We start from the raw sequence: 13,338 nt of genomic DNA, 5'->3' as shown, positions 1-13,338 counted from the left end.
GTCGTTCACGAAAAACCTGCCCTTGTTGCCATGGATAATCCCGCCATGCCTTCCAACGCCCTTTTCCTCACCGCCGCCCTCTACAAATTTGTCGATTTGCCCGATTTCGAGGCTCTCCAAGCCCCTTTGCAAGCCTGTTGCGAGGCCAACGAGGTCAAGGGCACTTTGCTGCTGGCGCACGAAGGCATCAATGGCACGATTGCCGGGCCTGAAGTTGGCATCCGCGCCGTGCTGGCTTTTTTGCGCGCCGATCCTCGATTGGCCACGCTGCAGCACAAAGAGTCCTGGAGCCCCAAGCCGCCGTTCACCCGCATGAAGGTCAAGCTCAAAAAAGAGATCGTCACCCTGCGCGTGCCCGAGTTGGACCCGAACAAGACGGTGGGCCAATATGTGAAACCCGCCGACTGGAACGCCTTGCTGGCCGACCCGGATGTGCTGGTCATCGACACGCGCAACGACTACGAGGTGGCCATCGGCACCTTCAAGGGCGCGGTCAACCCGAACCTCAAGAACTTTGTGCAGCTGCCCGCCTGGCTGGACGCGCAGCCCCATTTGCAAGGCGAAGCCGCCAAAAAGACCAAGGTGGCCATGTTCTGCACGGGTGGCATCCGCTGCGAAAAATCCACCGCCCTCATGAAAATGCGCGGCTTTGACGAGGTCTACCACCTCGAAGGCGGCATCCTCAAGTACTTGGAAGAAATTCCCCCCGAGCAAAGCACTTGGGAAGGCGAGTGCTTTGTGTTTGACGAGCGCGTGAGTGTGGGCCACGGCCTGGGCTTGGGGCACCATGAGCTGTGCCGCTCCTGCCGCTGGCCGCTGAGTGAGCAAGACAAGCAGTCGCCGAACTATGTGTTGGGTGTGAGCTGCGACCATTGCCACGACCAGCGCACGCCCGAGCAAAAAGAAAAATTGGCCGAGCGCCAGCGCCAGGTCGAGCTGGCCGAAGCCCGGGGCGAGATCCATGTGGGGGCCAAGATGCCCCACCACGACGCCCCCTGAGACCGACCCGGCCCATGAGCGACTTCATTCCCTTTGTGCAGGAGTTGCTGGAAGATTGGGCTACCGTGTCGGCCCGCCGCATGTTTGGCGGCCACGGCCTGTACCACGAGGGCCTGATGTTCGCCATCGTGATGGACCAACGCCTGTACCTCAAGGCCGATGAAGTCAATCGGCATGAATTTGAAGCGCTGGGCCTGACACCTTTCACTTACGCCATGAAGGGCAAGGACGTGGCCCTGTCGTATTGGGCCGCGCCAGATTCAATTTTTGATGCGCCAGAGGACGCCGTGCACTGGGCCAAGTCAGCCTGGGATGCGGCTTTGCGGGGCCATTTGGCCAAGGCGCATGCCAGCGCAAGGGCCAAGGCCAAGGCCAAGGCCAAGTTGGCAGACAAAAAGGCAGCCCGATCCCCTCGGGCGTAAGCTCACGAAATTCACCAAGCTCACAGGCTGGTCAGCAACATGTCGCGGTATTCGTCGGCCGAGGCGATGCGCGGATTGGTTTTGTGGCAATGGTCGGCCAATGCGCCTGTAATCACCGCCTCAAACAGGCTTTCGGTCACGCCCATGGCACCCAGCCCGGTGGGCAGGCCCAGACGGGCGTTCATGTCCTGAATGGCCGCAGGGATGTCGCTGCCGCTTTGCAAGCCCATGGCCTGGGCCATGCGGTTCAGGCGGTTTTCTTTTTGCACGCTTTCAGCCACCGCGTTGAACTTCACCACAGCGGGCAAAAACATGGCGTTCAAAGTGCCGTGGTGCAGACGCGGATTCACGCCGCCCAAGCTGTGGCTGAGCGAGTGAACGCAGCCCAAGCCTTTTTGAAAAGCCATGGCACCTTGCATGCTGGCGCTCATCATATTCAGACGTGCTTCGCGGTCTTGGCCGTTGTGGGTAGCACGCTCGATGTGCGCCCAGCCACGCGCCAGGCCATCGAGCGCAATGCCGTCGGCAGGCGGGTTGAACGCCGCTGCCATGAAGGTTTCCATGCAGTGCGCAATCGCGTCCATGCCTGTGGCCGCCGTCAGCACGGGTGGCAAACCAAAGGTCAGTTCAGGGTCACAAATGGCAGCCTTGGGCACGATGAACCAGCTGTGAAAACCCAGTTTGCGACCGTCGTCAACGATCAGGATGGCACCCCGGGCCACTTCGGAACCGGTGCCGGCTGTGGTGGGCACAGCGATCAGCGGGGCCACCCGGTCGGTGATCTTGAGCGAGCCGCCTTCTATGGTGGCGTAGGTCTTGAGCGGCCCTTCGTGCGTGGCGGCAATGGCCACGCCCTTGGCGCAGTCGATGGACGAGCCGCCGCCCAGCGCAATCAGGCCGTCGCAGTGGTTTTGCTTGTAAACGGCGGCTGCGGCGCGCACGGCGGCCTCAGTCGGGTTGGAGGGCGTTTGGTCGAACACACAGACCTCAAGGCCGGGCAGGGCGGCCAGCGCCTTGTCCAAAATGCCCACGGCCTTCACGCCCGCGTCGGTCACGATCAGGGGGCGGGTGATGCCCACGCGCTCGCATTCGGCCTTGAGCAGGCTGATGGCACCAAAGTCGATCTGGATCTGGGTGACGTAATTGATGAATGACATGCCAAGTTCTCCGGTGTGTGCAGGTGACAGACCCCGTGCGCGGGGCGTTGTACGATTTACGTTCATTTTGATTCAGGAACCGCCTTTGTCCATCAGGCCCAACGCCCAAGCCCGTCACGTTGGCAACACCCGGATGACACGATAACCAGCCTTCATGAGCAGCCACCACACCAACGCCCGATCCCTCTTGAACCCGGCCGCACGCACTTTGCTGGACCGGGTTCAACGCGCAGGCCGCCCGCCCATGCACGCCATGACCGCCACTCAGGCCCGCGAGTTCTACGACACCGGCGGCCCGATCCTGGATCTGCAGCCCGCCCCCCATGTGGACCGCGTGCAAGACATCACGGTGCCGGCCCGCGATGGCCACGCCATGCCCGCCCGGCTTTATGCCCCGCGCAGCAACACCGCCTTGCCCGTGCTGCTGTACCTGCACGGCGGCGGCTTCACGGTGGGGAGCCTCACCACGCACGACGTGCTGTGCCGCCAGCTCAGCCGTCAAGGCCACTGCGCCGTGGTGTCTCTGGACTACCGGCTCGCGCCCGAACACCGGTTCCCCACGGCCGTGCACGACGCCTGGGACGCCCTGAACTGGTTACAGCTCCACGGCCAAACCTTGGGCCTGGACAGCTCCCGCCTGGCCATAGGCGGTGACAGCGCTGGCGGCACTTTGTCTGCCGTGTGCGCGCTGATGGCCCGCGATGCGGGTCTGAAACTCGCGTTGCAGCTGCTGTTCTACCCGGGCTGCGGCTCACGGCAAGATACCGCCTCACACCACAGCTTTGCCGAGGGCTTCATGCTCGATAAAGACACCATCGCCTGGTTCTTTGACAACTACATCGACGCCCCAGACCGTGAGGATTGGCGCTTTGCCCCCGGCAATGCCCCCGACCACAGCGGCCTGGCCCCGTGCTGGATGGGCCTGGCCGAATGCGACCCTTTGGTGGACGAGGGCGTGCGCTACGCCGACACGCTGCGCATGGCGGGCGTGCCCGTCGATCTGGAGATTTACCGGGGTGTGATCCATGGCTTCATCACCATGGGCCGCGCCATTCCCGATGCCCTCAAAGCCCATGCCGATGCGGGCCGGGCCTTGAAACACGCTTTTGAAAGTTGAACCCATGAAACGCCAAGACTTCCGTTTATCCCACCGACTGCGCGTGCGCTGGGTAGAGGTAGACATGCAAAAAATCGTCTTCAACGGTCACTACCTCATGTACTTCGACACCGCCGTCACCGAATATTGGCGGCAACTGGCCATGCCTTACGCGCAGACCATGCAGCAGCTGGGCGGCGATTTGTTTGTCAAAAAAGCCAGCTTGGAGTACCACGCCAGCGCCGAGATGGACGATTTTCTGGACGTGTGCATGCGCTGCGACCGCATCGGCAACTCATCCATGACCTTTGTGGGCGCGATTTTTCGGGGCGAAGAGCTGCTGATCACCAGCGAAATGGTCTATGTCTACGCCGACCCGGTGGCCAAAAAAAGCCAGCCCATCCCTGCGCCCTTGCGCGACCTGCTCGAAAGCTTTGAGCGCGCCGAAGACATGGTGCAACTGCACCTGGGCTCGTGGCACGACTTTCAAAAGCTGGCCAGCCCGCTGCGCACCGAAGTGTTTGTGCATGAGCAAAAAGTACCGGCCGAGCTGGAATGGGACCATGAAGACGACACCGCCTTGCACGCAGTGGCCCTGAACCGCATGGGCCTGTGCCTGGCCACAGGCCGCCTGATTCAACACGCACCGGGCGTGGCCCGCATTGGCCGCATGGCGGTCAAAAAGCAGATGCGTGGCAGCGATCTGGGGCGTCGGGTACTGCACGCTTTGATGGACGCTGCAAAGCATCGGGGTGACACCCAGGTGATCCTGCACGCCCAATGCAGCGCCGAAGGCTTTTACAAACGATTGGGCTTTGAGCCGCATGGCGCGGTGTTTGAAGAGGCGGGGATTGCGCACATCGAGATGGTGCGGTCCCTTTAGACGCTTGCTCGAAGACCTCCATCACTCAAATCGTTGACAGGGCTGACACTGCAGGAGCATCTTCGTAGGTCGGCACTCGAAGAGTCCGACATCTTCCCTGATTAAAGCCAAACATTCAATGGCCTACAGACTCAGAATCTCAATGTCGGGGTCTTTGACCACCGACCTACAGGGGGTACTCAAATGTCTTCGAGTAAAGGGTAAGGCAGGGTCAGCAACTCCAGCGCCGCACCCTCAGCACTGCCCACCCGCCAACCGGTTTGCTGGCTCTCCAGCGTGCCGCTGACCAGCGCATCAAAGCCCTGCCCGTCTGGTCGTGCAGCACTCAGCACCACGGTGGCGCAAGGCTGCTCGGGGTCGGCTGGGGTGAAGATGTCTTGCCCGGCCGCCAGGGCCACCGGGCTGTGCACGAGTGCTGTGCGGCGCTTCAAGGTGCCGCGAAACTGACTGCGGGCCACGACCTCTTGCCCGGGGTAGCAGCCTTTTTTGAAGTTGACGCCGCCCACGGATTCGTAATTGAGCATTTGCGGCACGAAGGCTTCAAACAACGGCTGGCTGACCAGCGTCACGCCGCTCATGACCTCAGACCAGACCCAAACTTCGGGCGCGACTTCCGGGTCTGCTGGCAGCGTCGATCCGGCCGGAGCCAAGCACAGAGCGCGTGGCACCTGCACGTCACCTGCCAGGGCCGGGTACAGCGCCACGGCGTGCACGCCATCCACCGTGACGGTCTGCCAGGGTGCGGCACCGCCCACCACAGCCCGGGCGGTATCGCCCAGCAAACCGCGCAACTGCCATTGGCCCGTGGCGTCGCTCATTTTGACTTTGGCCCGCAGCACAAACATGGACAAGCGCTTCAGGGTCTGGGCCAGCAAGTCCAGGCTCAAGACCAGCAGCACGGTGTCGGGCGCGGTTTTGACCAAGATGAAACTGGCCTGCATGCGCCCCTTGGCCGAGCAAAAAGCGGCCAATCGCGCTTGGCCCACGGGCAAGAGCAGCACGTCGTTGCTCAGCTGGTTGTGCAAGAAGTTCGCCGCGTCTTCGCCTTGGGCCTGGATCACGCCCAGGTGGGGCAGGGCGCTGATGCCATTCAAAACGGTGTTCATGGGTGGGCTCAATTCTGGGCGGGTGTTCATGGGGTGACTCGGTCTGGGGGCAAGGCCTGAATTATCATGCCCTCCACATTTTCAACACCCGAACAAAGGACATGGCCGTGCTCAAAGGCTTGATGAAGTTACTGCTCAGTGTGATGTTGCTCGCCCTGGGCCTCGCGGCGGCGGGGGTTTGGTGGCTGAATCAGCCCATGGACACCCGCCAAGCCACCCTGGACTTGTCGATTGAGCCCGGCACTTCGCCCAAGTCCATTGCCCAAGCGGTGGTGGACGCCGGGGCGCAAACGTCGCCTACGCTCTTGTATGCGTGGTTTCGCGTCTCGGGCCAATCGCGCCTGATGCGGGCGGGCAGTTACGAAATGGCGCCAGGCACCACGCCGCACCGCCTGCTCAGCATGCTGGTGCGGGGCGAAGAAAGCCTGCGCACGGTGACGATTGTCGAGGGCTGGAACTGGCGGCAGGTGCGTCAGGCCTTGGCCAAGGCCGAAAGCCTCAAGCCTGACAGCCGCGTTTTGAGCGACGACGCCTTGATGGCGCAATTGGGCCGACCCGGTGTGGCGCCCGAGGGGCGTTTTTACCCGGACACTTATGCTTATGCCAAAGGATCGAGCGATCTGGCCGTCTTGCAGCGGGCCATGAAGGCCATGGACAAGCATGTGCAGCAGGCTTGGTCGTTGCGGCAGCCAGATGCGTCGATCAAGTCGCCCGAAGAGGCCTTGATCTTGGCCAGCATTGTCGAAAAGGAAACCGGCAAGGGCTCGGACCGGCCCTTGATTTCAGGTGTTTTCAACAACCGGCTGCGCATCGGCATGCGCTTGCAGACCGACCCGACGGTGATTTATGGTCTGGGCGAAGCCTTTGATGGCAATTTGCGCCGCGTGCACCTGAGCACCGACACACCATGGAACACCTACACCCGGGCCGGCCTGCCACCCACGCCCATTGCCATGCCCGGCAAATCGGCACTCATGGCCGCTGTGAAGCCGGCCAAAACGGCCGCCATCTACTTTGTGGCCAAAGGCGATGGCAGCAGCCATTTCAGTGCCACCCTGGACGAGCACAACCGGGCCGTGAACCGTTACCAGCGCGGTCAGTGAGCTTTGTGGGCCTTGGGGGAAGTTCGCCACCAGGGCTTACACCGCCATCGGCGACAATCGACGATCAACTCCAGACGCTCATGACACACGGCACATTCATCAGTTTTGAAGGCATCGACGGTGCGGGCAAGTCCACGCACATCGCCCGCGTGGCCGAGCTTTTTCGCCAGGCGGGCAGGGCGGTGGTGCTGACCCGCGAGCCCGGCGGCACGCCGCTGTCGGAAAAGCTGCGCGAATTGGTGCTGCACGAGCCCATGGACCCGCTGACCGAGGCGCTGTTGATGTTTGCGGCCCGCCGTGAGCACTTGGTGCAGGTGATCGAGCCAGCCCTGGGTCGGGGCGATGTGGTTTTGTGCGACCGTTTCACCGACGCCACCTTTGCCTACCAAGGCGGTGGCCGGGGCTTTGATTGGCAGGTGTTGGGTCAGCTGGAGCGCATGGTGCAGGCCTTGCCAGACGGTACTTTGCGCCAACCTGACCTGACCGTTTGGTTTGACCTGGACCCTTTGATTGCGGCTGAACGCCTGGCTTCGGCCCGAGTGCCGGACAAGTTTGAGTCCCAACCGGCTCACTTTTTTGCCGCAGTGCGTGCTGGTTACGCCCGTCGCCAAGCCGAGAAGCCCAGCCGTTTTGCCCGCATCGACGCGGCTCAAAGCATGGACGCCGTGGGTGCGTATGTGTCACGCATCGTGAGCGATTGGCTGCAAAGGAGCGCCGCATGAGCGCCGTTTCATACGCCCCCTGGATCGCCCGCCAAGCCACCGATTTGCTGGCCCAGCGCGGCCACGCCTGGCTGCTGCAAGGCCCGTCTGGCCTGGGCCAGTACGAGCTGGCTTTGGCCTTGGCTTCGGCCTGGCTGTGCGAAAAACCCACCGAGCAGGGCGCTTGCGGCGACTGCCCCAGCTGCCACGCGATTGCCGTGCACACCCACGCTGACCTGGAAGTGCTGATGCCCGAGACGGTGATGATCGAGCTGGGCTGGCCTTTGCCTGAAAAGGCCCAGGACGAGATCGACAAGAAAACCCGCAAGCCCAGCAAAGAGATCCGGGTGGACGCGATGCGCGATGCGGTGGAGTTTTCGCAGCGCACCGACGCACGCGGGCGCGGCAAGGCGGTGCTGGTGTTTCCGGCCGAGCGCATGAACACCATCACAGCCAATGCGCTGCTCAAAACTCTGGAAGAGCCTCCGGGCGATGTGCGTTTTGTTCTGGCCACAGAGGCCAGCCACATGCTGCTGCCCACCATCCGCAGCCGCTGCTTGGCCCACACGATGAAGTGGCCCGAAGCCGACGAGGCGCTGCCCTGGCTCACGGGGCAGGGCGTGCCCGCCGCTGTGGCGCAAGACTTGCTGCGCAGTGCGGGCGGACGTCCCGCCGATGTGCTGCGCCAAGCGGAATCGGGTTTGTCGCCCGACTGGTGGGCGCATTTGCCCAAAGCGATGCGCCAGGGCGATGCCCGGCACTTGGCCGAACTCAGCCCCGCCCAAGCCATTGACGCCTTGCAAAAGCTTTGCCACGACTTGGTGCTGCGCCAATCTGGGGCGGTACCGAGGTTTTTTGAGGCGTCGCATTTGCCAGCCAGCGCGGCATCTGTGGCAGCTCTGACCGACTGGTTCAAGCGCCTGATGCAATCTGCCCGCACAGCCGAGCACCCTTTCAATGCCGGTCTGATGCTCGAAGCCCTGACCGCCGACGCCCAACAAACCCTGCTGTCCAAGGGCTGATTCACATGTACACCGATTCCCATTGCCACCTGAATTTCCCCGAACTGATGAGCGAGTTGGACAACATTCAGCAAGCCATGCAAGCCGCCCAAGTGACCCGAGCGCTGGTGATCTGCACCACGATGGAGAAATTTGACGAAGTGCACGGCCTGGCCATGGCGCACAACAACATGTGGGCCACCGTGGGTGTGCACCCTGACAACGAAGGCGTGCGCGAGCCCAGCTTGCAGGATCTGCTGGATGGTGCCGCTCGCCCCAAAGTGGTGGCCATTGGCGAGACCGGGCTGGATTACTACCAAATGGACGAGCGCAAAGGCGGGCGCACCGTGGCTGACATGGAATGGCAGCGTGAGCGTTTTCGCACCCACATCCGGGCAGCCCGCCAGACCGCTTTACCTTTGGTCATTCACACCCGTCAGGCTTCAGAAGACACCATTGCCATCTTGAAAGAAGAGGGCGAAACGGGGGGGGCAGGGTGTGCGGGTGGCGTATTTCATTGCTTCACCGAAAGCCAGCAGGTGGCCCGGGCCGCGTTGGACCTGGGTTTTTACATCTCGTTCTCAGGCATCTTGACCTTCAAAACAGCCGCTGATCTGCGCGAAGTGGCCAAGTTTGTGCCCGATGACCGCTTGCTCATCGAGACCGATAGCCCTTATTTGGCCCCGGTGCCTTACCGCGGCAAGACCAATAATCCCTCTTATGTGCCCTTTGTGGCGAAACAGCTTGCCGAGTTGCGCGGCACGACTTCTGAAGCGATTGGGGCGCTGACCAGCACGAACTTTGACCAGCTTTTTCGTCGTGTGATCACGGGTTGATGTTCATGATTTACTTTAAAAGTTTAAAAAAGTCTGTTGTTTTAGCTGGATTTTTATTTTCCGGTCTGTCTTTTGCGGGCGCCTACGAAGACTTTTTCAGAGCTGTGACTTTTGATGATGCGCGCACCGTGCAGGCTTTGCTGGAACGGGGTTTTGACCCCAATTCCGTGAACGTCAATGCGGCACCAGCGCTTGTTTTGGCCATCCAGGAGCCATCGCCCAAAGTCGCCGAACTGCTGATCCGCTGGCCACAGACACGTATCGACATCTTCAACACCGCTGGCGAAAGCCCCTTGATGATGGCGGCCTTGCGTGGTCATATGTCCTTGGTCGAACCCTTGCTCGAACGTGGGGCTGAGGTCAACAAGCCTGGCTGGACAGCTTTGCATTACGCGGCCGCCGGTGGACACACGGCCATCGTGAATCTGCTGCTCAAGCACGGCGCTCAGGTCAATGCTGAATCGCCCAACGGCACCACGCCGCTGATGATGGCTGCTCGCTACGGCAGCGCTTTGTCCGTCAAGTCGCTCATCCAGGCGCCGGGCTCTGATTTGCTCAAACAAAACCAGCAAGGCTTGACCGCCTTCGATTTTGCCGTCCAGGGCCGTCGCCCGGATGCCGAGTCCTTGATGCGTCAAGGGCTGGCACGTTTGTACGTTTTTCCACCGGTAATCAAGGACTGAACAGGCTCAGGGTCATCAAGGCTTGATTTTCAAGTCTCTGGGCTCTTGTACTTATTGATCCTGCATGCCGAAGTTTGCAATGTGTGATGCGGCCGTCTCGTAGGCGTTCACACAAGTAAATTTGATGCTACTAACAGCTGGATCTTCCCTCTGGAGGGTGTCTCTTTCCAAGTAAAGTTGATGCTACGAATTCCAAGTAAAGTTGACGTTAAGTGATTCTTCCTTTTTAATGAGTCTTGAATAGACCTTTAACTAGGAGGTTCTATGGCTTTATCGGGACGAATTGGATATCGCTCAACGCCGAATTCTGAGCTATCGAGCCAGAGCATTGACCTTAGCAGCTGGCCTATGGTGGATGAGAACAGCTTGTCAGCTGCTCGCAAAACTAAATTTTTAGCCCGAAAAAAAGCCATTGAGCTGTATCTCAAGGGCGCTACCGATGCAGTTTTGCAGAAGAAAACGGGTGAAAAACGATCCAATATCTACCGAATCATCACAAACCGATGCCTTCAAAGGCACTCAGATGGGGATATTTTTGGTTGGCGAGGAGCACTTCCACATTTTCGTGTGACCGCTTACGAGCGTCAAACTGCACCTGTTGTTCACGAAAATGGGGCTGGAGCAACCGGCGCGTTGAAGTGGCTACTTGAACGTCCACAGTTCAAAGATTTGAAAGATCGTTTTCACAAACGAATCCTCAATAACGCCGATTCTCTTGCACACCCTAAGATCAATGTTCAAACGATCTTTCGATGGTTCATTGACGAGCTAAGAAAAGCTGGCTTGGAAGATCAGAAAGCCTGGCCATTCAATTCAGAGTCGCTCGGGTATGAGTCACTTCGTCTGTACATCAAGAAGGTTTTGGCAGAGCATCCTTTTTTAGCCATGTCAAAAATGGGGGGGCCTGACGCAATTGCAAAAGCCAAAGCCTCCGATGGAACCCGACGACCTGATTTCAAGCTGTTTGATCGGGTCGAGTGTGATGCCCACAAATTGGACTGCCGAATGGTGGTCATGGTGCCGTCTCCTCACGGCGGTTATGAACCCAGAAAAATCCGCCGCATCTGGATCATCGTGATCATTGACGTCAGATCCCGTGCAGTTCTGGGGTATCACATCAGCTTGCGACGCGAATGCAGTGCGCTCGACGTTCTGATCACCATCAAAAATGCTTTATCCAAGTGGGCCCCAAGAACCTTGACGTTTTGTGAGGATGGGTACGCAGAAGGCGCGGCCTTGCCATCCGCACACTCTGAAGTCTATTTGTCAGCTTGCTGGAATGAATTCAGCGTTGATGGCGCATTGGCCAACGTTTGCCCCAGAGTCGAGGAGCCATTGCTGCATATTGTTGGCGCCAAGGTCATCAAACCCCAAGACCCTACGTCTTACAGTTCAAGGCGCAGCAAAGATGATCGGCCATTTATCGAGTCGTTTTTCAGGGTTTTGGCCTCTGGCACCATGCACCGACTCTCTCCGAGCACAGGCAGCAGTCACGAAGATAAGAAAGGACGAGATCCAGAAAAAATTGCTGCGGAGGTCCAGTTCCAACTTGACTATGCTGAGGAGTTGCTGGATGTCACCATCGCGAACTACAACGCCACGCCACATACAGGTCTGGGCTATCGCAGTCCTCTAGCTCAAATGGACTTCTTGTCTTCCAAAACAAAAAATTGCATTCGTCACGCTGACCCAGAGCTCGTTAAAAGAATGGCGGGAACCAGAAAGGTCTGCACATTGCTTGGCGGTGAATACACGGGCAAAAGACCGTATTTCAACTTTGAGAACGCCAAATACACCTCCGAGTGGCTGGTTCAACGTCCGGATCTTCTCGGTAAAAAACTATGGCTTCAACTGGATGACGAAACAGACGCACGCTGGGCCACAGTCTCCGATTCAAATGGTCTGATCTACGGAACCGTCCATGTTCAACCGCCGTGGCACCGATCACCCCACACCCTTTACATGCGGCAAGCCATTCGGGCACTTGCGACAAAGCGATTGTTATTTCTGACCGGCAATAGGGATCCCGTCCAGGCGTTAATTGAATACGCTGAGATACATGCCAATAAAAAGCTACCTGTTCATCCGGCCTATCTGCAGGCGCGACGAATCATGATGACAAGCACTCAAGCGCTGGATGAAATGAAAGAGCCGAACTTTTCGGTGCCAGACGTCATGGGTGAAATCAACCGTCAGGCCATGCCCGAAGAGCTGACCAAGGTCTCCGGAGTATCCAAGAAAACGAAGGGCACCTCACCGCCACCTGAGCCGAAACCCAAATCTGCAAGCCAGAGCGCTCCACTTCCCAAGATGCGCATGGCAAAGACCTGGTGATGGAAAACTCAGACTTTCAGCTCGTTCCAGAGCACATCCCCAAAGACCATCCCCTGGTCACGAGAGATTACTCGTTGTTCACCCCCGCCATTGAAAAAATGGTGAGCACCATCGGACGGTGGCTAGACGATCAATTTGATGGTGCCACCATTTATGGGGCCTCTCGACTGGGTAAATCCAGCGCTGTTGATAACTGGCTAGAAGGCTTGCTCGCTGCCAGGTATGGAGGATTCATACCGATGGTGATCTGGAGTCATACCGAATCGGGCGGTGCCAGCGCATCCGGGCGGTTCTATGCAAATTTGCTGGAAGCAGCCAAGCATCGGTTGGCCAGATCAACACGTAGCCCAACGGAACGCTTGGGAATGCTCGTGGACCGTTTTGAACAATTGTCAGCACAGGCGGGCGGACGTTTTGTTGTACTTGTGATTGACGAAGCACAAGGCATGACGATGCGCGAGTGGTTGTGGCTTGTCGAGCTGCACAGCATGCTGGAGAAAAAGAGGATTCGGTTGTGTGTGATTTCCATCGCTTCTGTTCAGTTTCGGGATGACCCGATCAATCTCGCCATGGCGGGCGGTGCACATGTCGCTGCGAGGTTTTTGCTCACCGCTGCAAGGTTTCATGGTATTTGCGATGAGGCGCAATTGGGGTACGTGATGTCCGGGTATGACGAAGGCTCTGAATGGCCTGAGGGGTCGGGTGTATCTTTTACTGCCAGCATCGTCCCTGAGCTTTGGAGCAATGGATTTCGCATTGCCAGTTATGCGGCACCACTTTGGGAAGAGTTCATTAACCAATTGCCGCATCGCTATGACGGGCCGCATGAAATTCCAATGAAAACCATCTCTGTGGTGTGCAGACGGATTCTCCTTTTGCTGGCGTCTGGACGAGCGGTGTCTGATGTGTTGTCAAAAAAATCCATCAGTGAAATCGTCGAGCATTCTGGCCATGGTGCCCTGATGGCGATTATTTCAGCGGGGGCACCAAGGGGACGAACACCAAAGGGGTAAGCGC

13 protein-coding genes are annotated in these 13,338 nt (G+C 59.0%); 11 read left to right on the top strand and 2 right to left on the bottom strand.

Features of this window, described 5'->3' with window-relative positions; all coding sequences use genetic code 11:
* Positions 1 to 30 precede the first annotated feature (30 nt).
* Positions 31 to 999 carry an oxygen-dependent tRNA uridine(34) hydroxylase TrhO gene (gene trhO, locus H663_RS22065; RefSeq protein WP_240620307.1) on the top strand — a complete coding sequence of 323 codons (969 nt, stop codon included), beginning with the start codon at positions 31 to 33 and terminating at the stop codon, positions 997 to 999.
* Between the two features lie 14 nt (positions 1,000 to 1,013).
* A complete protein-coding gene (locus tag H663_RS22060) occupies positions 1,014 to 1,421 on the top strand; it encodes a TfoX/Sxy family protein (RefSeq protein ID WP_053176182.1) in 408 nt (135 codons plus the stop codon).
* 20 nt (positions 1,422 to 1,441) lie between these two features.
* On the opposite strand, the gene H663_RS22055 is transcribed toward H663_RS22060, so the two are convergent.
* On the bottom strand, positions 1,442 to 2,578 hold the full coding sequence (locus tag H663_RS22055) for an iron-containing alcohol dehydrogenase (protein WP_053176184.1): 1,137 nt from the start codon (positions 2,576 to 2,578) through the stop codon (positions 1,442 to 1,444).
* Positions 2,579 to 2,732: 154 nt separating this feature from the next.
* On the opposite strand from H663_RS22055, the gene H663_RS22050 reads away from it, so the two are divergent.
* Together H663_RS22050 and H663_RS22045 are read left to right on the top strand one after the other, a co-directional pair.
* Complete coding sequence (locus tag H663_RS22050) at positions 2,733 to 3,695, top strand: alpha/beta hydrolase (RefSeq protein WP_116695787.1); 963 nt, start codon at positions 2,733 to 2,735, stop codon at positions 3,693 to 3,695.
* A 4-nt stretch (positions 3,696 to 3,699) separates the two neighbouring features.
* Entirely contained in the window at positions 3,700 to 4,557 is an 858-nt protein-coding gene (locus tag H663_RS22045; RefSeq protein ID WP_053176186.1) for a YbgC/FadM family acyl-CoA thioesterase, read from the top strand.
* A gap of 179 nt (positions 4,558 to 4,736) precedes the next feature.
* Here the strand turns inward: H663_RS22045 and ygfZ are convergent, their stop codons facing one another.
* Positions 4,737 to 5,693, bottom strand: coding sequence for a CAF17-like 4Fe-4S cluster assembly/insertion protein YgfZ (gene ygfZ, locus H663_RS22040; protein ID WP_420844028.1), 957 nt, complete (start codon positions 5,691 to 5,693; stop codon positions 4,737 to 4,739).
* Positions 5,694 to 5,764: 71 nt separating this feature from the next.
* Between ygfZ and mltG the strand changes: the two genes are divergently transcribed.
* The 7 genes from mltG to H663_RS22005 all read left to right on the top strand — a co-directional run bounded on the left by mltG (position 5,765) and on the right by H663_RS22005 (position 13,334).
* Positions 5,765 to 6,766: an endolytic transglycosylase MltG gene (gene mltG / locus H663_RS22035; RefSeq protein WP_053176188.1), complete on the top strand. Its 1,002-nt coding sequence runs from the start codon at positions 5,765 to 5,767 to the stop codon at positions 6,764 to 6,766.
* Positions 6,767 to 6,846: 80 nt separating this feature from the next.
* Entirely contained in the window at positions 6,847 to 7,488 is a 642-nt protein-coding gene (gene tmk, locus H663_RS22030; RefSeq protein WP_053176190.1) for a dTMP kinase, read from the top strand.
* Positions 7,485 to 8,489, top strand: a complete 1,005-nt coding sequence (locus H663_RS22025; RefSeq protein WP_053176192.1) for a DNA polymerase — start codon at positions 7,485 to 7,487, stop codon at positions 8,487 to 8,489. Before tmk ends, H663_RS22025 begins: the two co-directional genes overlap by 4 nt.
* A 5-nt stretch (positions 8,490 to 8,494) precedes the next feature.
* Positions 8,495 to 9,304, top strand: coding sequence for a TatD family hydrolase (locus H663_RS22020; protein WP_053176194.1), 810 nt, complete (start codon positions 8,495 to 8,497; stop codon positions 9,302 to 9,304).
* Between the two features lie 104 nt (positions 9,305 to 9,408).
* Entirely contained in the window at positions 9,409 to 9,987 is a 579-nt protein-coding gene (locus tag H663_RS22015; protein WP_240620306.1) for an ankyrin repeat domain-containing protein, read from the top strand.
* Between the two features lie 264 nt (positions 9,988 to 10,251).
* Complete coding sequence (locus H663_RS22010) at positions 10,252 to 12,321, top strand: integrase core domain-containing protein (RefSeq protein ID WP_133239946.1); 2,070 nt, start codon at positions 10,252 to 10,254, stop codon at positions 12,319 to 12,321.
* A complete protein-coding gene (locus H663_RS22005) occupies positions 12,321 to 13,334 on the top strand; it encodes an ATP-binding protein (protein ID WP_053176200.1) in 1,014 nt (337 codons plus the stop codon). Before H663_RS22010 ends, H663_RS22005 begins: the two co-directional genes overlap by 1 nt.
* Positions 13,335 to 13,338 lie beyond the last annotated feature (4 nt).

Source organism: Limnohabitans planktonicus II-D5, from assembly GCF_001270065.2.
Lineage (GTDB): Bacteria > Pseudomonadota > Gammaproteobacteria > Burkholderiales > Burkholderiaceae_C > Limnohabitans_A > Limnohabitans_A planktonicus.
The sequence above is the reverse complement of the archived record's forward strand: the minus strand, read 5'-3'. Positions and strand labels throughout refer to the sequence as shown.

Bases quoted from the DNA above. Each gene is read 5' to 3' on its own strand.
- H663_RS22005 (WP_053176200.1), top strand. From the start codon at position 12,321: ATGGAAAACTCAGACTTTCAGCTCGTTCCAGAGCACATCCCCAAAGAC.
- mltG (WP_053176188.1), top strand. From the start codon at position 5,765: ATGGCCGTGCTCAAAGGCTTGATGAAGTTACTGCTCAGTGTGATGTTG.
- H663_RS22055 (WP_053176184.1), bottom strand. From the start codon at position 2,578: ATGTCATTCATCAATTACGTCACCCAGATCCAGATCGACTTTGGTGCC.
- H663_RS22025 (WP_053176192.1), top strand. From the start codon at position 7,485: ATGAGCGCCGTTTCATACGCCCCCTGGATCGCCCGCCAAGCCACCGAT.
- ygfZ (WP_420844028.1), bottom strand. From the start codon at position 5,693: ATGAACACCCGCCCAGAATTGAGCCCACCCATGAACACCGTTTTGAAT.
- H663_RS22045 (WP_053176186.1), top strand. From the start codon at position 3,700: ATGAAACGCCAAGACTTCCGTTTATCCCACCGACTGCGCGTGCGCTGG.
- trhO (WP_240620307.1), top strand. From the start codon at position 31: ATGGATAATCCCGCCATGCCTTCCAACGCCCTTTTCCTCACCGCCGCC.
- tmk (WP_053176190.1), top strand. From the start codon at position 6,847: ATGACACACGGCACATTCATCAGTTTTGAAGGCATCGACGGTGCGGGC.
- H663_RS22010 (WP_133239946.1), top strand. From the start codon at position 10,252: ATGGCTTTATCGGGACGAATTGGATATCGCTCAACGCCGAATTCTGAG.
- H663_RS22060 (WP_053176182.1), top strand. From the start codon at position 1,014: ATGAGCGACTTCATTCCCTTTGTGCAGGAGTTGCTGGAAGATTGGGCT.
- H663_RS22020 (WP_053176194.1), top strand. From the start codon at position 8,495: ATGTACACCGATTCCCATTGCCACCTGAATTTCCCCGAACTGATGAGC.
- H663_RS22050 (WP_116695787.1), top strand. From the start codon at position 2,733: ATGAGCAGCCACCACACCAACGCCCGATCCCTCTTGAACCCGGCCGCA.